Annotated in this window: 23 protein-coding genes; 13 read left to right on the top strand and 10 right to left on the bottom strand. The window is 68.0% G+C overall.

The annotated features are described in order from the left end of the window. Position 1: 1 nt before the first annotated feature. From ccmC to ccmA, 4 genes are all read right to left on the bottom strand, one after another. Positions 2-733 carry a heme ABC transporter permease CcmC gene (ccmC, locus tag P7B02_RS00835; RefSeq protein WP_277784403.1) on the bottom strand — a complete coding sequence of 244 codons (732 nt, stop codon included), beginning with the start codon at positions 731-733 and terminating at the stop codon, positions 2-4. Positions 734-775: 42 nt separating this feature from the next. After that, positions 776-1,285: a Spy/CpxP family protein refolding chaperone gene (locus P7B02_RS00830; protein ID WP_277784402.1), complete on the bottom strand. Its 510-nt coding sequence runs from the start codon at positions 1,283-1,285 to the stop codon at positions 776-778. Positions 1,286-1,393: 108 nt separating this feature from the next. Next, on the bottom strand, positions 1,394-2,059 hold the full coding sequence (ccmB, locus tag P7B02_RS00825; protein WP_277784401.1) for a heme exporter protein CcmB: 666 nt from the start codon (positions 2,057-2,059) through the stop codon (positions 1,394-1,396). Continuing rightward, positions 2,056-2,664 (bottom strand): heme ABC exporter ATP-binding protein CcmA, encoded by a 609-nt coding sequence (gene ccmA / locus P7B02_RS00820; protein WP_277784400.1) that lies wholly within the window; start codon positions 2,662-2,664, stop codon positions 2,056-2,058. The genes ccmB and ccmA overlap by 4 nt, the downstream gene beginning before the upstream one ends. A 183-nt stretch (positions 2,665-2,847) precedes the next feature. On the opposite strand from ccmA, the gene acnA reads away from it, so the two are divergent. The 3 genes from acnA to P7B02_RS00805 all read left to right on the top strand — a co-directional run bounded on the left by acnA (position 2,848) and on the right by P7B02_RS00805 (position 7,029). Continuing rightward, positions 2,848-5,538: an aconitate hydratase AcnA gene (acnA, locus tag P7B02_RS00815; protein ID WP_277784399.1), complete on the top strand. Its 2,691-nt coding sequence runs from the start codon at positions 2,848-2,850 to the stop codon at positions 5,536-5,538. Between the two features lie 145 nt (positions 5,539-5,683). After that, a complete protein-coding gene (locus tag P7B02_RS00810; RefSeq protein ID WP_347276626.1) occupies positions 5,684-6,370 on the top strand; it encodes a DUF1223 domain-containing protein in 687 nt (228 codons plus the stop codon). 323 nt (positions 6,371-6,693) lie between these two features. Continuing rightward, complete coding sequence (locus tag P7B02_RS00805) at positions 6,694-7,029, top strand: DUF2794 domain-containing protein (RefSeq protein ID WP_277784397.1); 336 nt, start codon at positions 6,694-6,696, stop codon at positions 7,027-7,029. Between the two features lie 62 nt (positions 7,030-7,091). Here the strand turns inward: P7B02_RS00805 and P7B02_RS00800 are convergent, their stop codons facing one another. Continuing rightward, the gene (locus P7B02_RS00800) at positions 7,092-7,844 is read right to left on the bottom strand and encodes a Bax inhibitor-1/YccA family protein (RefSeq protein ID WP_277784396.1); all 753 of its coding nucleotides are present in this window, start codon (positions 7,842-7,844) and stop codon (positions 7,092-7,094) included. 137 nt (positions 7,845-7,981) lie between these two features. Between P7B02_RS00800 and P7B02_RS00795 the strand changes: the two genes are divergently transcribed. The 4 genes from P7B02_RS00795 to P7B02_RS00780 are packed head-to-tail and all read left to right on the top strand — an operon-like array spanning position 7,982 to position 11,176. Continuing rightward, a complete protein-coding gene (locus tag P7B02_RS00795; RefSeq protein ID WP_277784395.1) occupies positions 7,982-9,034 on the top strand; it encodes an aldo/keto reductase in 1,053 nt (350 codons plus the stop codon). Between the two features lie 11 nt (positions 9,035-9,045). Next, complete coding sequence (thpR, locus tag P7B02_RS00790) at positions 9,046-9,582, top strand: RNA 2',3'-cyclic phosphodiesterase (protein ID WP_277784394.1); 537 nt, start codon at positions 9,046-9,048, stop codon at positions 9,580-9,582. A 29-nt stretch (positions 9,583-9,611) separates the two neighbouring features. Beyond that, a complete protein-coding gene (locus P7B02_RS00785) occupies positions 9,612-10,481 on the top strand; it encodes an HpcH/HpaI aldolase/citrate lyase family protein (RefSeq protein WP_277784393.1) in 870 nt (289 codons plus the stop codon). Continuing rightward, a complete protein-coding gene (locus P7B02_RS00780; protein WP_277784392.1) occupies positions 10,478-11,176 on the top strand; it encodes a hypothetical protein in 699 nt (232 codons plus the stop codon). Before P7B02_RS00785 ends, P7B02_RS00780 begins: the two co-directional genes overlap by 4 nt. A 36-nt stretch (positions 11,177-11,212) precedes the next feature. Here P7B02_RS00780 and P7B02_RS00775 read toward each other — a convergent pair whose 3' ends face one another. Further along, entirely contained in the window at positions 11,213-11,638 is a 426-nt protein-coding gene (locus P7B02_RS00775) for an HIT domain-containing protein (protein ID WP_277784391.1), read from the bottom strand. Between the two features lie 7 nt (positions 11,639-11,645). Beyond that, a complete protein-coding gene (locus P7B02_RS00770) occupies positions 11,646-12,686 on the bottom strand; it encodes a MaoC family dehydratase (RefSeq protein ID WP_277784390.1) in 1,041 nt (346 codons plus the stop codon). A 155-nt stretch (positions 12,687-12,841) separates the two neighbouring features. Here P7B02_RS00770 and mdh point away from each other — a divergent pair, with 155 nt between their 5' ends. From mdh to P7B02_RS00740, 6 genes are all read left to right on the top strand, one after another. After that, the gene (gene mdh / locus P7B02_RS00765) at positions 12,842-13,804 is read left to right on the top strand and encodes a malate dehydrogenase (RefSeq protein WP_277784389.1); all 963 of its coding nucleotides are present in this window, start codon (positions 12,842-12,844) and stop codon (positions 13,802-13,804) included. Positions 13,805-14,016: 212 nt separating this feature from the next. Continuing rightward, entirely contained in the window at positions 14,017-14,379 is a 363-nt protein-coding gene (locus P7B02_RS00760) for an AtpZ/AtpI family protein (RefSeq protein ID WP_277784388.1), read from the top strand. Positions 14,380-14,384: 5 nt separating this feature from the next. Then, positions 14,385-15,146: a F0F1 ATP synthase subunit A gene (locus P7B02_RS00755; RefSeq protein WP_277784387.1), complete on the top strand. Its 762-nt coding sequence runs from the start codon at positions 14,385-14,387 to the stop codon at positions 15,144-15,146. 55 nt (positions 15,147-15,201) lie between these two features. Beyond that, entirely contained in the window at positions 15,202-15,426 is a 225-nt protein-coding gene (locus P7B02_RS00750; RefSeq protein ID WP_277784386.1) for a F0F1 ATP synthase subunit C, read from the top strand. Between the two features lie 26 nt (positions 15,427-15,452). Continuing rightward, positions 15,453-16,004, top strand: coding sequence for a hypothetical protein (locus P7B02_RS00745; protein ID WP_277784385.1), 552 nt, complete (start codon positions 15,453-15,455; stop codon positions 16,002-16,004). A gap of 10 nt (positions 16,005-16,014) precedes the next feature. Beyond that, the gene (locus tag P7B02_RS00740; protein WP_277784384.1) at positions 16,015-16,512 is read left to right on the top strand and encodes a F0F1 ATP synthase subunit B; all 498 of its coding nucleotides are present in this window, start codon (positions 16,015-16,017) and stop codon (positions 16,510-16,512) included. A 167-nt stretch (positions 16,513-16,679) separates the two neighbouring features. Here P7B02_RS00740 and P7B02_RS00735 read toward each other — a convergent pair whose 3' ends face one another. From P7B02_RS00735 to gcvPA, 3 genes are all read right to left on the bottom strand, one after another. Then, complete coding sequence (locus P7B02_RS00735) at positions 16,680-17,066, bottom strand: hypothetical protein (protein ID WP_277784383.1); 387 nt, start codon at positions 17,064-17,066, stop codon at positions 16,680-16,682. A gap of 153 nt (positions 17,067-17,219) precedes the next feature. Then, the gene (gcvPB, locus tag P7B02_RS00730; RefSeq protein ID WP_277784382.1) at positions 17,220-18,791 is read right to left on the bottom strand and encodes an aminomethyl-transferring glycine dehydrogenase subunit GcvPB; all 1,572 of its coding nucleotides are present in this window, start codon (positions 18,789-18,791) and stop codon (positions 17,220-17,222) included. Further along, complete coding sequence (gene gcvPA / locus P7B02_RS00725) at positions 18,788-20,134, bottom strand: aminomethyl-transferring glycine dehydrogenase subunit GcvPA (RefSeq protein ID WP_277784381.1); 1,347 nt, start codon at positions 20,132-20,134, stop codon at positions 18,788-18,790. Before gcvPA ends, gcvPB begins: the two co-directional genes overlap by 4 nt. Positions 20,135-20,144: the final 10 nt, after the last annotated feature.

The following is a 20,144-nucleotide window of genomic DNA, read 5'->3' as shown; positions in this document are numbered from 1 at the left end:
GTCAGCCTCCCGCCTGCTGCAGGGACAGGACGCGGGCCCGGCGACGCCAGACCTCGGCGCGGATGCCGACCAGCCACAGCGAGCCGAACGCCGACATGTAGCCCAGGCCCATGATCAGCAGCGGGGTCAGATAGACGGCCGGCAGGCGGTCGCCTTGATCCGCCTCAAAGGTCGAGCTGCCCTGGTGGAGGCTGTTCCACCATTCGACCGAGTAATGGATGATCGGCAGGTTGATCAGGCCGGCCAGGGCCAGGATGGCGGCGGCGCGGCCGGCCTTGGTCTCGTCATCGATGCTGGCGCGCAGGGCCAGATAGCCGAGATAGAGCAGCAGCAGCACCAGGACCGAGGTCAGGCGCGCGTCCCACACCCACCAGGTCCCCCACATGGGCTTGCCCCAGAGGGAGCCGGTGGCCAGGGCCAGGACGGTGAAGGCCGCGCCCAGCGGGGCGGCGGCCTTGGCCGCCATATCGGCCAGGGCGTGGCGGAAGACTAGGCCCAGCAGGCTGGCGATCCCAAGGCAGAGATAGGCGAACATGGCCAGCCAGGCGGCGGGCACATGGATGAACATGATCCGCACGGTGTCGTGCTGCTGGTAGTCCTCGGGGACGCGGAAGGTTATCCAGAGGCCAGCGGCGATCAGGGCGACGGCGAGGGCGCCGAACATCGGCGCGGCCCAGCGCGAGAACACCATGAACCGTTGCGGATTGGCGAGGAACGCCGGGACGGGGATCATGGGGCCTCTCTAGGCCCCGCCCGTCCCGGCTGCAACTTCCGCTTATTCGGCGGGGGCCGCCGGCGGCGGGCCGCGGTGGTCGAAGCGCTTTTTCATCATGCGCTTGCCGTGGTCACCGCGACGCTCGTGCAGGGCGTCGAAGGCCTTCTGCTGGCTGGGCGACAGGGCGGCGTAGAATGTCTTGGTGGCCGTCGCGCGGCGCTGGAAGGCCTGCTGCATCTGGGTCATGCGGGCGGCCTGGCGGTCGAGGCGCTGCGGCGTGGTCTCGTTCTGCAGGGCCTGACGGTCAGGACGCTCGCGGCGCATCTGCGGTTTGCTGCTTTCCAGGAAGGCCTTCAGGGCCGGTTCCTGGTTGGGCTGCAGCTGCAGGACGTCGCGCAGCTTCTGGGCGCGGGCCTCGGGGTTGAAGCGGGCCTTCATGTGGTCGCCGCCGCGATGCGGGGCGGTGTGGGCGGGCTTGGCTTCCGGGGCCGGCTGGGCGAAGGCGGCGCCGGTCATCAGCAGGGTCGCGCCCGCCGCCATGGCGAGCCGGGTGGTCAGTTTGGTGTTCATCGATTGGGGCTCCGTGGACTGGTGAGCCTTCACCTTGAGACCGTGCTGTTGCACCGGAATTTCGCCGTTCGGCGGCTTTGTTGCAGCTTCGCCGCGGTTTGGTCGCTTTTACGAAAGGGCGTTGCGGCAGGCGGCCGCCATGGCGAAGGGCGACAGGCCTACGGCCGCCGTGCTGTAGGCGCACAGCAGCAGGAAGCCGCCGGTCCAGGGCAGGCCGGCCGTCAGGCTGCTGAGCGCGCCGGCCCCGAAGATCACCGGCGGCGCGAACAGCGGCAGGACGATCACCGCGATCAACAGGCCGCCCCGGCGCGATCCCAGAGCGAGGCTGGCGCCCAGTCCGCCCACGAAGGCGAAGGCCAGGCCGCCGATCAGGGCGCAGGCGAACAGCAGGGGCGCAGCGGCGGGCGGCGCGCCCAGGGCGATGGCGGCGACCGGCGCGGCCAAGGCCAGCGGCGCGCCGGTAGCCAGCCATTGGGCCAGACACTTGATGGCGGCGACCGCCTCCAGCGGGATCGGGCCCAGGGACAGCAGGTCCAGGGCACCGTCCTCGTAGTCGCGCTCGAACAGGCGCTCCAGCGACAGCAGGGCGGACAGGGCCAGGGCCAGCCAGGCGACGCCGGGGGCGATGGCGGCCAGACGCTCCGGCTCCCGGCCGGAGGCCAGGGGCAGCAGCGTCGCCACGGCGGCGTAGAAGGCCAAGGCCAGCAAGGGGCCGCCGCCCCGGCCCCAGGCCAGGGAAAGCTCGCGGCCAAACAGCGCAGACAGCGCCCTCATGCCCCCACCTGCACGTCGCGGGCGGGGATGGGCAGGGGGTCGTGAACCGCGGCGACGATCATTCCGCCGCCGGCGATGTGCCGGGTCATGGCCTCGCCCAGGCCGCGGCGATGACCGGCGTCGAGGGGCGCCATGGGCTCGTCCAGCAGCCAGAGCGTCCGGGGCGCGGCCAACAGGCGGGCCAGGGCGACGCGACGGCGCTGGCCGGCGGACAGGCGGCGCACCTCCAGATCCAGCAGGCGGTTCAGATCCAGGGCGCGGACGGCCTCGTCGATATCGCCGCCGCCGGTCCAGTCCGCCTGGAATTGCAGCTCCTCGCGGGCCGTTCGCCCGGGTTTCAGGCCGTCATGGTGGCCGACCATGTGCAGGCCGCCGACGCGGGCGTCCTGTGGGTCCAGTGCGCCGTCGGGGCCCTCAAAGCCGATCGTGCCGGCCGTGGGGCGCAGCAGCCCGGCGATGGCGCGCAGCAGGCTGGTCTTGCCGGCGCCGTTGCGGCCGACCAGGGAGACCGCCTCGCCCGCCGAAACCGACAGATCCAGGCCGCTGAAAAGCGCTCTTTCACCTCGGGAAAGTGCAAGTCCGCCGATTTTGAGAGCCGTTATCAATTGGCTAAGTCCATGTCGTGTGCATGGACGTTGGCTTGCGGCGGCGCTATGAAGCGCGCGGCCGTATCAATCCCTTGTAGGGGCGTACGCGGCGCGGGGCCGGAACCTGTGTGTCCGACTTCAGATGCGCGCGATCCCAGGGGACCATTTTGGACGGCTGTGGACAGCAAAGGATCTCCACGCATGGCGTCTTTGGACACCCTGAACACCCGCCGGGAACTCTCGGTCGGCGGCAAGAAGTACGTTTACTACAGCCTGCGCTGCGCGGAAGCCGCCGGTCTCACTGGCGTTTCGCGTCTGCCGGCGTCGATGAAGGTTCTTCTCGAGAACCTGCTGCGTAACGAGGACGGCGATTCGGTCAAGGAAGGCGATCTTCGCGCCGTGGCCAACTGGCTGGAGAACAAGGGCTCGGTCGAGCACGAGATCAGCTTCCGTCCGGCCCGCGTCCTGATGCAGGACTTCACCGGCGTTCCCGCCGTCGTCGACCTGGCCGCCATGCGCGACGCCATGGCCGCCCTCGGCGCCGACCCGGAAAAGATCAACCCGCTGAACCCCGTCGACCTGGTCATCGACCACTCGGTCATGGTGGACCACTTCGGCACGGCCAAGTCGTACAACGAGAACGTCGCCAAGGAATACGAGCGCAACATCGAGCGCTACCGCTTCCTGCGCTGGGGCTCGTCGGCCTTCAACAACTTCCGCGTGGTGCCCCCGGGCACGGGCATCTGCCACCAGGTGAACCTGGAGTACCTGGCCCAGACTGTCTGGACCAACACGATCCAGGGCGATGAAGTCGCCTATCCGGACACCGTGGTCGGCACCGACTCGCACACCACCATGATCAACGGCCTGTCGGTCCTGGGTTGGGGCGTCGGCGGCATCGAAGCCGAGGCCGTCATGCTGGGCCAGCCGATCCCGATGCTGATCCCCGAGGTCATCGGCTTCAAGCTGACCGGCAAGATGCCGGAAGGCGCGACCGCCACCGACCTGGTGCTGACCGTCACCCAGATGCTCCGCAAGAAGGGCGTGGTGGGCAAGTTCGTCGAATTCTTCGGCGACGGCGTCCCCGGCCTGACCCTGGAAGACCAGGCGACCATCGCCAACATGGCTCCGGAATACGGCGCCACCTGCGGCTTCTTCCCGGTGACCCAAGCCACCATCGGCTATCTGAAGGCCACCAACCGCGCTCCCGACCGCGTCGCCCTCGTCGAGGCCTACGCCAAGGAGCAGGGCCTGTGGTTCGAGCCGGGCATGGCCGATCCGGAATTCACCGACACTCTCGAACTCGACCTGGGTTCGGTCCAGCCCTCGCTGGCCGGTCCGAAGCGTCCGCAGGACCGCGTCCTGCTGAGCGACGCCGCCGCCAAGTTCAACGAAGCCCTGGCCGGCGACTTCGGCAAGGCCGAGCTGATGGACCAGCGCACGCAGGTCCAGGGTGAGAACTACGACGTGGGCCACGGCGACGTGGTCATCGCCGCCATCACCTCCTGCACCAACACCTCGAACCCCTCGGTCCTGATCGCCGCCGGCCTGCTGGCCAAGAACGCGGTGGCCAAGGGGCTGAAGGTGAAGCCGTGGGTGAAGACCTCGCTGGCCCCCGGCTCGCAGGTCGTGACCGACTATCTGGCCAAGGCCGGCCTGACCAAGTCGCTGGACGCCCTGGGCTTCAACCTGGTCGGCTACGGCTGCACCACCTGCATCGGCAACTCCGGCCCGCTGCCGGAGCCGGTGTCCAAGGCCATCCAGGACGGCGATCTGGTCGCCTGCTCGGTGCTGTCGGGCAACCGCAACTTCGAAGGCCGGGTGAACCCGGACGTCCGCGCCAACTACCTGGCCTCGCCGCCGCTGGTGGTGGCCTACGCCCTGGCCGGCTCCATGAAGATCGACCTCGCCAATGAGCCCTTGGGCCTCGGCAAGGGCGGCAAGCCGGTCTACCTGAAGGACATCTGGCCGTCGTCGGAAGACATCGCCGCCCTGCAGCGCAAGGCCGTGACCGAAGAGATGTTCGCCAGCCGCTACGGCGACGTCTTTAAGGGCGACAAGAACTGGCAGGGCATCAAGGTGGCCGGCGGCCAGACCTACGCCTGGGACGCCAATTCGACCTACGTGGCCAACCCGCCCTACTTCGAGGGCATGAGCATGACCCCGACCCCGGTCTCCGACATTGTCGAAGCCCGCGTCCTGGGCGTGTTCGGCGACTCGATCACCACCGACCACATCAGCCCGGCTGGTTCGATCAAGAAGACCGGCCCGGCCGGCCAGTACCTGGTCGAGCACGGCGTCGACCCGCTGGACTTCAACTCCTACGGCGCCCGCCGGGGGAACCACGAAGTCATGATGCGCGGCACCTTCGCCAACATCCGCATCCGCAACAAGATCACCCCGGAGATCGAAGGCGGCGTGACCAAGCACTTCCCCACGGGCGAAGTGATGTCGATCTACGATGCGGCCATGAAGTACAAGGAAGAGGGCCGTCCGGCGGTCGTCTTCGCCGGCAAGGAATACGGCACCGGCTCGTCGCGTGACTGGGCCGCCAAGGGCGCCAAGCTGCTCGGCGTCCGCGCCGTGATCGCCGAAAGCTTCGAGCGCATCCACCGCTCGAACCTGGTGGGCATGGGCGTTCTGCCGCTGCAGTTCCTGGCTGACGGCTGGCAGAAGCTGGGCCTGACGGGCGAAGAGATCGTCTCGATCCGCGGTCTGCAGGACCTGTCGCCGCGCAAGCAGCTGATCGTCGAGCTCTATCGCCCGACCGACGGCCGCATCGCCCGCTTCCCGGTCCGCTGCCGCATCGATACCCCGACCGAGCTTGAGTACTTCAAGAACGGCGGCGTGCTGAACTATGTGCTGCGCAACCTGGCGCGCGGCGCGGCCTAAGCTGCTCCAGCCTGCTGGAATCGGAAAGGGGGAGCCGAAAGGCCCCCCCTTTTTCGTTGGCGACGGTCACGCTCACGGCCTCGTGAGGGGCGTTTAACGATCAAGTCCGCTTTATTGCAGCGCGATGCGTAAGGCGATGTTCTCGATGATCGCGGCGGCCGCGGCCGCCCTGTCCGGCACTGCGGCGCTGGCCGCGCCGGCCAAGACTCCGGTGGTGGTTGAGCTGTTCACGGCCCAGGGCTGCGCGCCCTGCGTGAAGGCGAACGAGCTCGTGGCTGGAATGGCCGAACGTCCGGGCGTGCTGCCCCTGACCTTCTCGGTGGACTACTGGGACTATCTGGGCTGGGCCGACACCTACGCCAAGCCGGCCTTCGCCGAGCGCCAGCGCGCCTATGTCAGCCGCCTGCAGCTGCGCGACCCCTATACGCCTCAGGTGGTGATCGACGGTCGTGTCCAGGTCTCCGGCGCCAAGCCGCAGGACGTGGACAAGCTGATCCGCGAGGCGGCCGAGACGGGCCGCAATCCGCCCGACATGCTGATGCGCCAGGACGGCAAGGTCGCCGTCGGCTCCGGCCCCGCCCCGCGCGGCGGCGGCGAGGTCTGGCTGGTGCGCTACGACCCCAAGCCCACCGAGGTGCAGGTGCGCCGCGGTGAAAACCGGGGCGAGACCATCGTCTATCGCAACGCCGTCCGTGATGTGGTGCGCCTGGGCGCCTGGTCGGGACGTCCGCGCGTCTATTCCGTGCCGGCCGGCGAGGATGCAGGCTTGGAGAGCGTGGTGCTGGTGCAGGCGGCCAAGGGCGGCCGCGTCATCGGCGTCCTGAAGCCCTAGACGGCGAAACCTGAACTCCAGACGCTAAAAAGCCCGCGCAACCGGGAGGGATGGGGTGCGCGGGCTCTTCTGTAGGGCGTCGGCCGATCAGACCCCACGATCCAGGGGGGCTGGGGGGGCTGTTCAGGATCCGGAACCGCGAGTACGTCCGATCAGCCGACACCCTCAATAAACGGGCGCAACCCGGCGGCGGCGGGACCGAAATAAGGTCATTTCGCGGCGTAACGTGACTATGCCGCGCAATTTCGGCCGAATGTGTCCGGTTCGCCATGATTGGCGGCGGCGCATCGACGGATGGAAGATTCGCGCGTTAGGCTTGTCGCATGGCCTTCGAACCCATCCCCTCTCAGCCGGCCGGGGGCGTCGTCTTCTTCGAGCGGCGCGAACTGGATCAGCTGATGCGCTTGTACGGCCGCATGGTGGCGGCTGGCGAATGGCGCGACTACGGCATAGCCGGCCTGTCCGACAGCGCCGTCTTCTCGGTGTTCCGCCACGCGGCGGAGGATCCGCTCTACCGGATCGAGAAACGCCCCGCCCTGGCCCGCAAGCAGGGCGCCTGGGCGGTGATCGCCAGGGGCGGTCTGGTGATGAAGCGGGGCCATGAGCTGGCCCAGGTGCTGAAGGTCTTCGACAAGAACAAGTTCTCGGTCGTGGACTAGCCAAAGAAAAAAAAAGGCCCCGGATCGCTCCGGGGCCTTCTCGTTTCAGACCTGCGCCGGGATTAGCGGCGGTCGCCGAACAGGGCGAGCAGGAATTGGAACAGGTTGATGAAGTTCAGGTACAGGCTCAGAGCGCCGTAGTTGGTGGCGACGCCCTGGCCCACGTGGTCGTTCTCCAGCGCGTAATAGGTCATCTTCAGACGCTGGGTGTCGTAGGCGATCAGGCCGGCGAAGATGAACACGCCCAGCACGTTCACGATCATCGAGATCGCGGGCAGCTTGAGGAAGATGTTCACCAGCGACGCGATCACGATGCCGATCAGGCCCACGATCAGGAAGCTGCCGAAGCCTGTCAGGTCCTTCTTGGTCGTGTAACCAACCAGGCTCAGCGCACCAAAGGCGGTGGCCGTGATCAGGAAGGTCATCGCCACCGAGGTCCCGGTGTAGGCCAGCATCCAGACGCCGAGGCCGGCGCCGATGGTTGAAACCATCGCCCAGTACAGAATGCCCGACGACTTCGGGGTCGGGTTGCGCATGGCGAACATGGTGACAAGGATCATCACCAACGGAGCGAAGCGAACGATATTGCCGAGCAGGGTGAAGCCGGCCAGGCGCCCATCCGGCGTGACGAGGTAGAGCATGTCACGGACGGGCGGGAAGCTGCTGGTCAGGAAGGCCAGTGCAGCCGACAGGAGAAGGCCCAGCGCAACCTTGTTGTAGACGCCGAGCATGAAGCTGCGCAGTCCGGCGTCAACCGACATGTCGGCGCGATCCGCCGGGATCGAGCGCGCGTAGCCGCGGTTGAAGTCGTTCATCGAGTTAAAGCCCTTAAATTCCGCGTCCCTAGCGGACGCTACTGGAATATCGGGTGTCCCGGGGGCCAAAGCAAGGCGCCGCGCCCTTGCGGGGCGGGGAACACATGGCCAAGTTCGGGTCTCCGCGGAGGGAACGCATGCAATACGTCAAACTGGGCCGCACCGACGTGTCGGTGTCGCGCTGCTGCCTGGGCACCATGACCTGGGGCTCGCAGAACACCGAGGCCGAGGCCCACGAGCAGATGGACTACGCCCTCGGGCGCGGCGTCACCTTCTGGGACACGGCCGAGATGTACGCCTCGCCGCCCAATCCCGAGACGCAGGGGCGCACCGAGAGCTACATCGGGACCTGGCTGAACAAGACCGGCCAGCGCGACAAGATCGTCCTGGCCTCCAAGGTGGCCGGGCAGGGCGGCGTGTTCGGCGGCTTGTCGTGGCTGCGCGAGGACGGGGCCTTCACCCGCCAGACCAAGGTCCAGATCGACGAGGCGGTGGAGAAGTCGCTGAAGCGGCTGCAGACCGACTACATCGACCTGTATCAACTGCACTGGCCGGACCGCCCGGTCCGCACCTTCGGCGGCATGGTCTACAAGGACTACACGCCGGAGTTCGAAGCGTTCGAGGCGATCCTCGAAGCCCTCGACGCCCACGTGAAGAAGGGCAACCTGCGCCATGTGGGCGTCTCCAACGAGACCCCCTGGGGCGTGATGCGGTTCCTGGCGGAATCGGACAAGCGCGGCTTGCCCCGCATGGCCTCGATCCAGAACGCCTATCACCTGGTGAACCGCACCTTCGAGACCGGCCTGGCCGAGATCGCCATGCGCGAGCAGGTGGGCCTGCTGGCCTACTCGCCCCTGGCCCAAGGGCAGCTCACCGGCAAGTACCTGGACGGCGCTCTTCCGGAAGGCTCCCGCAAGGCTCTGTACAACCGCATGCAGCGCTATGAGGGGCCGCGCGCCGAGACGGCCATCCGCTCCTATGTGGACCTGGCCAATCAGGTGGGATGGGACCCGGCGCAGCTGGCGCTGAAGTTCTGCGACTCCAAGCCCTTCGTCACCGCCACCATCATCGGCGCGACGAGCATGGCGCAGCTGAAGACGGCCATCGACGCCTTCGACCTGGAATGGACCGAGGAACTCGACAAGGCCGTGGACGCGTTGCACGTCCAGCAACCCAGCCCCTGCCCCTGAATCCTGATCGCATGCTGAGACTGTTCGCCGCCATCGAAGTGCCCGAGGAGATCGGGGAGCCCCTGCTGGCCCGCCAGCGGGGGATCGAGGGCGCGCGCTGGCGTCCGCTGGAGGCGCTGCACATCACCCTGCGCTTTATCGGCGACGTGGCCGAGCCCGTGGCCGACGACCTGGACCTGGAGCTGGACGCCATCAGCCAGCGTCCGTTCGGGGTGGAGCTGGAGCGTGTGGGCACGTTCGGCGAGGGAGCGGACGTTCATGCGGTCTGGGCCGGCGTGGCCGAATCGGAGCCGCTGCGCCAATTGGCCAAGTCCTGTGAGGCCGCCGCGCGCCGGGCCAAGCTGCCGCCGGAGACACGGGTCTATAAGCCCCACGTGACCCTGGCCTATCTGAAACGGTCCAATCCGGCGGAGGTGGCGGCTTGGGTCCAGGCCAACAACCTGCTGCATTCGCCGGTGTTCGCCGTGGACCGATTCGGCCTCTATTCCAGTTGGCGGACCGCCGAAGGGTCGCGTTACCGGTTGGAACGGGAATACCGCCTCGGCTAGGATTCTCCCGACACTTTAGGGGGAACGAAATGACCGACGCCGCGAGGCCGCGCCGCAGCGCGCTGTACATGCCCGCCTCGAACCTGAAGGCGATCGAGAAGGCCAAGACCCTGGCCTGCGACGTGGTCATCCTCGACCTTGAGGACGCGGTCGCCCCCGAGGCCAAGGAGGTGGCCCGCCAGCAGGCGGTTGCGGCCGTGAAGGCTGGCGGCTTCGGCCGACGCGAGGTGGTCATACGGGTCAACGGCCGCGACACGCCTTATGGCGCGGCGGATTTTGAAGCCGCGTCAGCGGCTGGCCCCGACGCCATCCTGGTCCCCAAGGTCAACGACGCCGACGATGTGCGGTTCTACGACGCCGCCCTGAAGGGCAAGACGCGCCTGTGGGCGATGATCGAGACGGCCAAGTCCGCCTTCCACCTGTGGGACATCGCCTCGACGGCCAAGGACACGCGGCTGTCGACCTGGGTCATGGGCGTCAACGATCTGGCCAAGGAGATGCGCGCCCGCCAGACGCCGCAGCGCGAGGCGTTCCAGCCCATACTGTCCCTGGCGGTGGCCGCAGCGCGTGGGAGCGGCCTGTCGATCCTGGACGGGGTTCACAACGACATCGAGGACCTGGAGGCGCTGGAGGCGGTCTGCCGCCAGGGCGTAGATCTCGGCTTCGACGGCAAGACCCTGATCCATCCCAAGCATCTGGAGATCTGCAACCGCGTCTTCTCGCCGACCGAGGGGGAGATCGCCTGGGCCCGCGCGGTGATCGAGGCCTTCGCCCTGCCCGAGAACGCCGGCAAGGGCGCGATCCGGGTAGACGGCAAGATGGCCGAGCTGCTGCACCTGGCGCAGGCCGAGCGTCTGGTCGCCGTGGCCGAGGCCATCGTGACGGCGGAGGCGGCGTGATCCGGCTTTCAGTCTCCCTCCTGATCGCGGCGTCTCTGGCGCTGCCGGCTTTTGCTCAGGAGACCCCAGAGCCGGCGCCCGTCCAGGCCCAGCCAGCCCAGCCGGACGAGGATGCGGCGGAAGCGGCGCCGGCGCCGCAGCCGCAGATCGAACGCCCCTATGAGGCCGCGCCGCCCACGGAGGTCGGCCCCGTCTATGACGCCCGCGTGCAGGGGCGGATCGGCGCGGCGCAGAGTCAGCGCGGACGGCTGGATGGCGGCTGGATCCTCAGCGACCAGGCGGGGGCGCCGCTCTATGCGCTGCAATTTTCCCAGACGCCGCAGAACGGGCTCGAGGGCGCCTGGCGCGACCTGCGCCGGGGCGGGGTGTCCACCCTGGGCGTCATTGACGAGGTGACCGAGGCTGGCGAGGGCGTGACCGCGCTGCTGCCCGGCAAGAACCCGGCGGCTCCCGCCAAGCTGACCCTGCGTCCTGTCGCGGACGGCTGGTCGGGCGAGCTGCGCGACGGCGGCGTGGCGCAGACGGTGAGCGCCAAGCGCGATCCGATCTCCGCCGCCTGGGACAGCTTCACACCCGCCGCCTCCACCCGGCCTTTCGTGGCGGCCTCGACCGCGCCGAAGGCTGTTCCGGCCAAGAACGTGGTCAAGCGCAAGGCGACCGCCAAGCGCGGCAAGGGCAAGCGACGCCGCCGCTGATTTCCCCTGCCCCGCAAGCGGGGCAGGGGAAAGACGCTAGATCAGGATCGCATCCTTCACCGCCTGGATGGCGATGGCGCGGGTCTTGTTGTCGTAGGCCTCGCCCGAGCCGTAGCCCCAGGCGGGGCCGGGCCAGGCGGGGTCGTCGGACCGGCGGCCGATGACGTGCAGGTGCAATTGCGGCGTGATGTTCCCCAGGGCGCCGACGTTCAGCTTCTCCACCGGGATGTCGAGGGCCTGGCCGATGGCGCGCACGGCGGTCCCGCCGCAGACGATCTCGTCCATCAGCTGGTTACGGTCGCGAGGCTTAAGATCCTCGATCTCCACCAGGCCCGGAATGCGGGGCACGAGAATCACCCAGGGCCAGCGGGCGTCGTCCTGCAGACGCAGTTCGCACAGGTCGAGCACGCCGATGCGGTGGGAGGCGGCGTGAAAGGCGGGGTCGATGACGAAGTTCAGCATGCATGCCCTAACGCTTGGGAACGGCGGCCCAGTAATCGAAATCGAGAATAACGTCGGTCGGGTAAGCGCCGGCGTGATCCTTGACCGGGAAGTCCTCGCAGATGCGGTCCTTCGTCGCCACCAGACGCAACCGCAGGGCGCCGCAAGAGCCGAGGTCCGCCTTGTCCAGGACTTCGCTCCAGGCGAACACCGTGGCGCCCGCGAAATACGGGTTCACGTGACGGCCGCCGTTGATACCCAGGATCAGGCCGGCGTTCTGCAGGCCGTTGAACGACAGGGCCTTGGCGGTTGAGATCACCACCCCGCCATAGACCAGGCGGCGGCCGGACGGATCCTTGGACCGCTCGAACTGATTGAAATGCACCTTGGCGGTGTTCTGGTAGAGGCGGGTGGCCATGGCGTGCTCGGCCTCCTCCACCGCCATGCCGTCCACGTGGTCGATCCGCTCGCCGACCACGTAGTCCTCGAAGACATGGGGCGACCCGGCCAGGGCGTGGTCGTAGCCGGAAAAGGCCAAACCCGGCGGGACGATCAGGTCGGATGCGTCGAGGGCCGGTTTCAGATCGGGGAGCTTCTGCTCGACCTTGGCCGACAGGTCTTTCTTCCGCACCATGACCCAGCGGACATAGGACAAGACGACCTCGCCCCGCTGGTTGGTCCCGGTGGTGCGGACATAGACGACGCCGGTCTTGCCGTTGGAGTTCTCCTTCAGGCCGATGACCTCGGACGTGGCCGCCAGGGTGTCGCCTGGATAGACCGGGGCCAGGAAGCGGCCCTCGGCGTAGCCCAGATTGGCCACGGCGTTCAGGCTGATGTCGGGGACGCTCTTGCCGAACACCACATGGAAGACCAGCAGCGGGTCCAGGGGCGCGCCGGGCAGGCCGCAGCCGCGCGCGAACGCGTCGGAGGAGAACAGGGCGAAGCGGGGACCGTGCAGGGCGGTGTAGAGCGCCACATCGCCGCTGGTGACCGTTCGCGGCGTCGCGTGGACGAGCGTCCGGCCGAGGCGGAAGTCCTCGAAGAAGTTTCCCGGGTCGGTCTTGGCCATGACTGCGCGCTGCCCCTGACTTATCGCTTTTCACTCATCGGGCATTTTGCGGCGCAAAAAGTCCAGTGCGTCGCAACCGCATCGCTTGCGCCTGGGGCCACGCGGAGCTAGACCGCCCGGCGACTTATCCCCTGATTTTTTGACTGGAGACCTGCATGGCTCGCGCGAAGATCGCCCTTATCGGCGCCGGCATGATCGGCGGCACCCTGGCCCACATCGCCGCGCGCGAAGAGCTGGGCGACGTGATCCTGTTCGACATCGCCGAAGGCACCCCGCAGGGCAAGGCGCTCGACATCGCCGAAGCCTCTGCCGTGTTCGGCAAGGACGTGGCCCTGAAGGGCGCGAACGACTACGCCGACATCGCCGGCGCCGACGTCTGCATCGTCACCGCCGGCGTGCCGCGCAAGCCGGGCATGAGCCGCGACGACCTGCTGGGCATCAACCTGAAGGTGATGAAGGCCGTCGGCGAGGGCATCAAGGCCCACGCCCCGAACGCCTTCGTCATCTGCATCACCAACCCGCTGGACGCTATGGTGTGGGCCCTGCGCGAATTCTCGGGCCTGCCGCACAACAAGGTCGTTGGCATGGCCGGCGTCCTCGATTCGGCCCGCTTCGCCTACTTCCTGGCCGAAGCCACCGGCGTGTCGGTTGAAGACATCCACGCCTGGACCCTGGGCGGCCACGGCGACGACATGGTCCCGATGGTCCGTCACTCCACCGTCGGCGGCCTGCCGCTGACTGAGCTGGTGGCCCAGGGCTGGCTGTCGCAGGACAAGCTGGACGCCATCGTCGAGCGCACCCGCAAGGGCGGCGGCGAGATCGTGGCCCTGCTGAAGACGGGCAGCGCCTATTACGCCCCGGCCGAGAGCGCCATCGCCATGGCGACCTCCTACCTGAAGGACAAGAAGCGCGTCCTGCCGTGCGCCGCCTACCTGGAAGGCCAATACGGCCTGAAGGATCTGTACGTGGGCGTTCCGGTGGTTATCGGCGCCGACGGCGTCGAGAAGATCATCGAGTTCACCACCAACGACGCCGAGAAGGCGATGTTCGCCAAGTCGGTCGAGTCGGTTCAGGGCCTGATCGAGGCCTGCAAGGGCATCGAGCCCTCGCTGGCCTAAGCTTCGCCGCATTTCGCGAAATCGTAGAAGGCCCTTCTCCCGCGCGGAGGAGGGCCTTTCTCGTTTCCGCAGCGGAAATCCCTCGCGTTTTCAGGGGCTTAATGAACCCCTAACCAGCCTTGACGCTGACGGGTCCGATCTATAGGTTCCGCCGCGATCAAGCCCGGGCGCGGATATTGTTTTCGCGGCCGAACTCGGACCTGACCTCTCCCATGTCCAAGGCCGACGAACCGCACGATGAGGCTCTCAGGAGCCTCGACGCACGGCTCGCCGCAGTCGAGGGCCGGGAGGCTTCCAAGCCCACGGGATCCGTGGAAAAGGGAGCCAGCGACGGGTACCGCCTTCTGGCGGATCTGCTTGGCGGCGTATTGGGCGGTCTCGGTCTCGGCTGGGCGCTTGACCATTACGCCGGCACACGGCCCTGGGGCCTGATCGGCGGCGTGCTGATCGGCACGGGGCTTTCGGTGTTCCTGGTGGTGCGTCGCGCCTCCCAGATGAGCGCCAAGGCGGCCCTCAAGGCCGCTGTTGAAACCAACGACGGTCCCGATGTCGGGACCAAACCAGGGGACGCGTAAGGCCGATGGCCGATCCGATGCACCAGTTCCAGATCGCGAAGGTCGTGGAGCTGCCGCCCGTGAACGTTCCCGGGCTGGGCCTTGTCGACCTTTCGATCACGAACTCCGTGGCCGCCATGCTGGCCGCCGCTGTTCTGGTCATCCTGTTCTTCGCGGCCGCCGGCCGCGGCGCGGTGGTCCCTGGCCGCCTGCAGACCGTGGGCGAGATGCTCTATGGCCTGGTCAACAGCCTGACCTCGTCGATCATCGGCCACGAGGGCAAGAAGTACCTGCCCTTCGTCTTCACCCTGTTCTCCTTCGTGCTGTTCATGAACATGCTGGGCATGTTCCTGGTCTTCACCGCCACCTCGCAGCTGGCCGTGACCCTGACCCTCGGCATGATGGTCATCCTCACCGTGGTCGGCGTCGGCTTCGCCAAGAACGGCTTCAAGTTCTTCAAGCTGTTCGCCCCGTCGGGCGTGCCGTGGCCGCTGTACTTCCTGCTGGTCCCGATCGAAATCCTGTCCTTCCTGATCCGTCCGGTCACTCTCGGCCTTCGTCTGTTCGGCAACATGCTGGGCGGTCACGTGGTGCTGAAGATCTTCGCCGGCTTCGTGGTGGCCATGGGTTCGCTCGGCATCCTCGGTTGGGCCGGTTCGGCGCTCGCTCTGAGCTCGGTCGTGGCCCTGACGGCTCTGGAGTTCATGGTGGCCTTCCTGCAGGCCTTCGTGTTCGCCGTGCTGACCTGCGTGTACCTCAACGACGTCGTGAACCTGGACAGCCACTAAGGCTCACGACCTACTATCTCTTACCTCCATCCATTCGACCTAAAGGACTAAGACAATGGAAGCTGAAGCCGCGAAGTACATCGGCGCTGGCCTTGCGATGCTGGGCATGATCGGCGCGGGCGTCGGCCTGGGCGTGATGTTCGGCAACTATTTCCAGGGCGCTCTGCGCAACCCGTCGGCCGCCGCTCAAGAGCGTCCGATGCTGTTCCTGGGCATGGCTCTGACCGAAGCCCTGGGCATCTTCGCCCTCGTCATCGCCTTCCTGATCCTGTTCTCCTAATCGCTTAAGAGGGACCTCGTCCTCCTATGGCGACGACGGAAAACCACGGCGTGACCGAAACGACCGGCGCGCCCGAAGCTCACGGCTCCGGCGGCCTGCCGCAGCTGCAGTTCGAGCATTGGGCGGGCCAGATCGTCTGGCTGCTCCTGATCTTCGTCGTCCTGTACGTGGTGCTGTCCAAGATGCTGCTGCCCAAGGTGGGCGGCGCCATCGAGGGGCGCGCGGACAAGATCGCCGGCGACATCGCCGACGCTCGCAAGCTGCGTGACGAAGCCGAAGTCCAGAGCCAGGCGGCCGCCGCCGAACTGGCCGAGGCCCGCGGCAAGGCCCTGCGCACCGCGGCCGACGCGAAAGCCAAGGCGCAAGCCGAAGCCGCCGCGCGTCAGGCCAAGGAAGACGCCGCTCTGGCCGAGAAGCTTGAGGCCGCCGAGGCCCGCATCCGCGCCTCGCGCGATGCGGCCATGGGCAATGTGAAGACCATCGCGTCGGACACCGCCCAGGCGATCACCGCCAAGCTGACCGGCAAGGCCGCCACCTCCGCCGAGGTGAACGCCGCGCTGGCCAAGCTGTCGGCTTAAGGAGACGGACATGGAACTGTTCCAACTGTCCAACCCCGAGTTCTGGGTGCTGGTCGCCCTGGTGCTCTTCTTCGGCCTGCTGGTCGTTCTGAAGGTGCTGCCGGGTGCGCTGTTCGGCGCTCTGGATGGCCATGCGGCCAAGATCCAGGCCGAGCTGGACGAAGCCGCCAAGCTGCGCGCCGAGGCCCAGGCCCTGCTCGCCGACATCAAGGCCCAGCGTGACGCTTCCGAGCGTCAGGCCGCCGAGATGCTGGCCGCCGCCGAAGCCGATGCCCAGCGTCTGGCCACGGAAGCCCAGGGCAAGCTCGAAGAGCAGATCAAGCGTCGCGCCGAACTGGCCGAGCGCAAGATCGCCGCCGCCGAAGCCGAGGCCGCCGCCGAGGTGAAGTCGGCCGCCGCCGACCTGGCTGTCGCCGCGGCGGAGCAGATCCTGGTCGCCCGTCTGGGCGCCTCGGACCCGCTGGTCGACGCCGCCGTCAAGCAGGTGGCCGGAGCCAAGCTGCAGTAGCAGCGGGGTTGAGCTGAAAGATCGAAGGGCGTCTCCGAAAGGGGACGCCCTTTTTCTTTGGCCATTCGACCGCTCATCCCCACAGAGGCGGGGATCCATGCGGGCGTTCGGCCTTCGGGAGAGAAGCAGCGTGGGCCCCCGCCTTCGCGGGGATGAGCGGGTTTGGCCTAAACCACCCGGCCCCGACGCCGCAGCGACCGGCGCCAGCGGACGGCGACGCGCCAGCGGCGGGGGAGGATGATGCGCTCGATGCGCAGAGCCTGCTGCCAGGCCACCTGCAGAACCTCCGGCTCGCGGCGAAGCAGGCGGCGCAGGGGGAAGATCACCTTAGGGTGGGCCCGCTGCACCTTGATGAACTGCTTGCGCGCCCAGAAGGAGTTGCGCAGCACCAGCATCAGGCCGACTATGGTCAGCGGCACGCCGAGCGGCCCGGGCAGCGGGGCGATCAGGAAGCCCGCCAGAATCAGTAGTCCGCCGACGATGAGCAGCAGCCAACGCGCCGCACGCGCGAGCAGGGCTCGGGCGAAGGCGTCAGACTGGCGTGCGCGCGGCATCGAGAGGGTCAGGGCGATCTGCATTGGGACACGACGGGAGAATCCCGCCGCGTCTCCAGATGGACTCAAGATGGGCGGCGGGCAACCGGGGATATGAGAACCCCGGAACGCGCCGTAAAGGACGCCTGTTGCGTCTTAACGAAACTTAATCCCCTATTCCGCCGCCAGTGGCGCCGGGGACACAGAAGACCACTTCAGGCGTGGCTTGCGTGCCGCAAGAGTTTCATCAAGACGTCGCAAAGGCGCCTGGGTCGGCGCGTTCTTGAAGCGGTCCACATCGCCGGCCTTGGCCGCGTGGGCCAGGGCGCGCAGGGCGGCGATGAAGCGGTCCAGCTCGTACTTCGACTCCGTCTCCGTCGGCTCGATCAGCATCGCGCCGTGGACGACCAGCGGGAAGTACATGGTCATCGGGTGGAAGCCCTCGTCGATCATCGCCTTGGCGAAATCGAGCGTGGTGACCCCCGTGCCTTCCAGCCAGGCGTCGTCGAACAGGGCCTCGTGCATGCACGGGCCGTCCGGGAACGCCGGGCTCATCACGTCGGACAGGCGGGCCTTGATGTAGTTGGCGTTGAGGACGGCGTCCTCCGCCACCTGACGCAGGCCGTCGGCCCCGTGCGACAGCATGTAGGACAGGGCGCGGACATACATGCCCATCTGGCCGTTGAAGGCGGTCAGGCGGCCAAAGGCGGCCGCTGCCTCTTCTTCCTCATGCTCCACCAGCTTGAAGCCGTCTTCGCCGGCCACGACCCACGGGGTGGGGGCGTAGGGGGCCAGCGCCGCCGACAGCACCACCGGACCCGCGCCCGGACCGCCGCCGCCGTGCGGGGTGGAGAAGGTCTTGTGCAGGTTGATGTGCATGGCGTCGACGCCCAGGTCGCCCGGGCGCACCCGGCCGACGATGGCGTTGAAGTTGGCGCCGTCGCAGTAGAAGTAGGCTCCGGCCTCGTGCGTCAGGCGGGCGATCTCGATCACCTCCCGCTCGAACAGGCCGCAGGTGTTGGGGTTGGTGACCATGATGGCCGCCACGTCCGGACCCAGCTTGGCGGCCAGGTCGGCGAGGTCGACACGGCCGTCGTCGGTCTGGCCGATCTCCTTCACCGTATAGCCGGCGAAGGCGGCGGTGGCCGGGTTGGTGCCGTGGGCGCTGGTCGGGGCCAGCACCGTCTTGCGGTGGCCCTGGCCGTTGGCCTCATGAGCGGCGCGGATGGCCAGCAGGCCGCACAGCTCGCCATGGGCGCCGGCCTTGGGCGACAGCGCCACGGCGGGCATGCCGGTCAGGGTCTTCAGCCAATGGGCCAGCTGGTCCATCAGGCCCAGCGCGCCCTGCACGGTGGAGACCGGCTGCAGCGGGTGGATGTCCGAGAAGCCCGGCAGCCGCGCCATCTTCTCGTTCAGGCGCGGGTTGTGCTTCATGGTGCACGAGCCGAGCGGATAGAGCGCCAGGTCGATGGCGTGGTTCTTCTGCGACAGGCGCACGTAGTGGCGCATGATCTCCGGCTCCGACAGGCCGGGCAGGCCGATCGGATCGTGACGCAGCAGGCCGTCCAGGGCGTCATCGACGCCGGTGGCCTCGGGCAGGTCGACGCCCGACTTGTCCCAGCCGCCCAGTTCGAAGATCAGGGGCTCGTCCTGCAGCAGGCCGCGGCCTCCGGTCAGGGTGGCGGTCGATGCGTCATTGGCGGGGGCTTCGGGCCGGGTGGGACGGCCGACAGAGTTCATGCTCATTGGGCGATCACCTTGGTCAGGGCCTTTTGCAGAAGGGCGATGTCGGCGTCGCTGGTCAGCTCGGTGGCCGCCAGCAGCAGGACGTCGTCCATGCCCGCCTGGGGCGCCAGGCGCGAATAGGGCACGCCGGCGATGACGCCGGCGCCGGCCAGGGTCTCGACGACCTCGGCGGCGTCGCGCGGCAGGCGCACGGCGATCTCGTTGAAGTAGCGGTCGGTCAGCACCTCGACGCCGGGCGTGGCGGCCAGGGCGGCCTTCAGCTTGCGGGCGCGGTCGTGGTTCAGGGCGGCCAGACGGCGCAGGCCCTGCTCGCCCAACAGCGACATGTGGATGGTGAAGGCCAGGGCGCACAGGCCGCTGTTGGTGCAGATATTCGACGTCGCCTTGTCGCGGCGGATGTGCTGCTCGCGCGTCGACAGGGTCAGGACGAAGCCGCGACGCCCTTCGGCGTCCACGGTCTCGCCGCACAGGCGGCCGGGGATCTGGCGCATGTACTTTTCGCGGCAGGCGAAGAGGCCGACATAGGGACCGCCGAAGTTCAGGCCGTTGCCGATCGACTGACCCTCGGCCACGGCGATGTCCGCGCCCATCTCGCCGGGCGACTTCAGCAGGCCGTAGGAGACGGCCTCGGTCGTCACAACGATCAACAGGGCGCCGGCGGCGTGGGCGGCCTCAGCGATCCTGGTCACGTCGGTGACCGTGCCGAAGACGTTAGGGGTCTGGACGACGACACAGGCGGTGTCGGCGTCGATGGCGTCGATCACGGCGGCCTCGGCGTCCACGGCGGCGGCCAGGGTGTCGGTGGCGACGCCGGCCGCGTGGGCCAGGGTCTCGATCGAGCGGACGTAGTGCGGATGCAGGCCGCCCGACAGCACCGCCTTGCCCTTGCGGGTGATGCGGTTGGCCATCATCACCGCCTCGGCGGCGCCGGTGGAGCCGTCATAGAGCGAGGCGTTGGCGACCTCGAGGCCGGTCAGGGCCGCGACCTGGGTCTGGAACTCGAACAGGACCTGCAAGGTGCCCTGGGCGATTTCCGGCTGGTATGGGGTGTAGCTGGTCAGGAACTCCGACCGCTGGATGATGTGGTCGACGCTGGCCGGGACGTGGTGGCGATAGGCGCCGGCCCCGCAGAAGAACGGCCCCGAACCCGCCGTGCGGTTGCGCGCGGCGAGGGCGGACAGCTCGCGCTCCACCTCAAGCTCGCCGGCGTGCAGCGGCAGATCGACGACGCCGGTGCGGCGGGCCGCGGCGGGCACGTCCACGAACAAGTCGTCGATGGATTTGACGCCGATCACCGAGAGCATCTCGGCGCGGTCGTCGGGGGTAAGGGGGAGGTAACGCATCGGGGCCGTT

The sequence above is a fragment of the Caulobacter segnis genome, from assembly GCF_029543125.1.
Taxonomy (GTDB): Bacteria; Pseudomonadota; Alphaproteobacteria; order Caulobacterales; family Caulobacteraceae; genus Caulobacter; species Caulobacter segnis_D.
This window is presented reverse-complemented; position numbering and strand designations above follow the sequence as displayed.

Excerpts from the sequence above, each read along its gene's own strand:
- P7B02_RS00750 (WP_277784386.1), top strand. The coding sequence starts at position 15,202 with ATGGAAGCTGAAGCCGCGAAGTACATCGGCGCTGGCCTTGCGATGCTG.
- ccmC (WP_277784403.1), bottom strand. The coding sequence starts at position 733 with ATGATCCCCGTCCCGGCGTTCCTCGCCAATCCGCAACGGTTCATGGTG.
- P7B02_RS00800 (WP_277784396.1), bottom strand. The coding sequence starts at position 7,844 with ATGAACGACTTCAACCGCGGCTACGCGCGCTCGATCCCGGCGGATCGC.
- ccmB (WP_277784401.1), bottom strand. The coding sequence starts at position 2,059 with ATGAGGGCGCTGTCTGCGCTGTTTGGCCGCGAGCTTTCCCTGGCCTGG.
- P7B02_RS00810 (WP_347276626.1), top strand. The coding sequence starts at position 5,684 with ATGATCGCGGCGGCCGCGGCCGCCCTGTCCGGCACTGCGGCGCTGGCC.
- P7B02_RS00735 (WP_277784383.1), bottom strand. The coding sequence starts at position 17,066 with ATGCCGCGCGCACGCCAGTCTGACGCCTTCGCCCGAGCCCTGCTCGCG.
- P7B02_RS00805 (WP_277784397.1), top strand. The coding sequence starts at position 6,694 with ATGGCCTTCGAACCCATCCCCTCTCAGCCGGCCGGGGGCGTCGTCTTC.
- thpR (WP_277784394.1), top strand. The coding sequence starts at position 9,046 with ATGCTGAGACTGTTCGCCGCCATCGAAGTGCCCGAGGAGATCGGGGAG.
- P7B02_RS00775 (WP_277784391.1), bottom strand. The coding sequence starts at position 11,638 with ATGCTGAACTTCGTCATCGACCCCGCCTTTCACGCCGCCTCCCACCGC.
- P7B02_RS00755 (WP_277784387.1), top strand. The coding sequence starts at position 14,385 with ATGGCCGATCCGATGCACCAGTTCCAGATCGCGAAGGTCGTGGAGCTG.
- acnA (WP_277784399.1), top strand. The coding sequence starts at position 2,848 with ATGGCGTCTTTGGACACCCTGAACACCCGCCGGGAACTCTCGGTCGGC.
- mdh (WP_277784389.1), top strand. The coding sequence starts at position 12,842 with ATGGCTCGCGCGAAGATCGCCCTTATCGGCGCCGGCATGATCGGCGGC.
- gcvPA (WP_277784381.1), bottom strand. The coding sequence starts at position 20,134 with ATGCGTTACCTCCCCCTTACCCCCGACGACCGCGCCGAGATGCTCTCG.
- gcvPB (WP_277784382.1), bottom strand. The coding sequence starts at position 18,791 with ATGAGCATGAACTCTGTCGGCCGTCCCACCCGGCCCGAAGCCCCCGCC.
- P7B02_RS00760 (WP_277784388.1), top strand. The coding sequence starts at position 14,017 with ATGTCCAAGGCCGACGAACCGCACGATGAGGCTCTCAGGAGCCTCGAC.
- P7B02_RS00785 (WP_277784393.1), top strand. The coding sequence starts at position 9,612 with ATGACCGACGCCGCGAGGCCGCGCCGCAGCGCGCTGTACATGCCCGCC.
- P7B02_RS00740 (WP_277784384.1), top strand. The coding sequence starts at position 16,015 with ATGGAACTGTTCCAACTGTCCAACCCCGAGTTCTGGGTGCTGGTCGCC.
- P7B02_RS00830 (WP_277784402.1), bottom strand. The coding sequence starts at position 1,285 with ATGAACACCAAACTGACCACCCGGCTCGCCATGGCGGCGGGCGCGACC.
- P7B02_RS00795 (WP_277784395.1), top strand. The coding sequence starts at position 7,982 with ATGCAATACGTCAAACTGGGCCGCACCGACGTGTCGGTGTCGCGCTGC.
- P7B02_RS00745 (WP_277784385.1), top strand. The coding sequence starts at position 15,453 with ATGGCGACGACGGAAAACCACGGCGTGACCGAAACGACCGGCGCGCCC.
- P7B02_RS00770 (WP_277784390.1), bottom strand. The coding sequence starts at position 12,686 with ATGGCCAAGACCGACCCGGGAAACTTCTTCGAGGACTTCCGCCTCGGC.